Source organism: Ruegeria sp. BC7, from assembly GCF_056539165.1.
The window spans coordinates 1-558 of record NZ_JBQFUL010000027.1 but is presented as its reverse complement, the minus strand read 5'-3'; the positions used below and the strand labels follow the sequence as shown (position 1 = coordinate 558).

Annotated in this window: 2 protein-coding genes; both read right to left on the bottom strand. The window is 48.9% G+C overall.

Features of this window, described 5'->3' with window-relative positions; genetic code table 11:
• Positions 1-205: hypothetical protein (locus ACR0KS_RS20430; protein WP_480693340.1), on the bottom strand; the 205-nt coding region annotated here is incomplete at its 3' end.
• A 41-nt stretch (positions 206-246) separates the two neighbouring features.
• On the bottom strand, positions 247-558 hold a 312-nt coding region (locus ACR0KS_RS20425; protein ID WP_480693339.1), incomplete at its 5' end, for a hypothetical protein.

Below are 558 nucleotides of genomic sequence, written 5' to 3'. Positions count from 1 at the left end.
CTCCATCGTTTGGTTCATGGTGCTTGGCTTTCTTATGCTTCAGTTTTCCGTCTTCGACCCAATACCAATAGGGTGTGAAGTCTATGTTTCCTACGCGGTCCTGCTGGCTAAAGATGAAATCGAGGAGTACAATCTCGGTAAGTTCTTGCATCCAAAATGCCATCTGTTGGTCACTGACATCGGGACCGAGATCCTTGTTGATCATCCGGTCTCTTCGACCTTCTCCGACGCCCTCTGCAATGGCCTCTAGCAAGGGTTTTGAAGATCGCAAAGCCAAGAAAGCGGGGGTTTCCTGAAAATCGCGGTTCTGACCTTTCCCCCATCCAGATTTGCGTGTGCCGTTGATTTCCGAGCCGTATCGATGCCCGGGACTGTCAAGCAGTACACCGTAAATTTGCGTTCGATCTGCGGTGAATAGATCATCGGTGGGTTGGTATGAATTTGGGTCGGAATCCGCAGCTGCGAAGGGATCTGTTGCAAACTTTTGACTGTTGACGCTGATAAGTGCTTCGAGTGAATGGCTATCGAAATTTTGAAGTCGAAAGTCTGTTCATGATC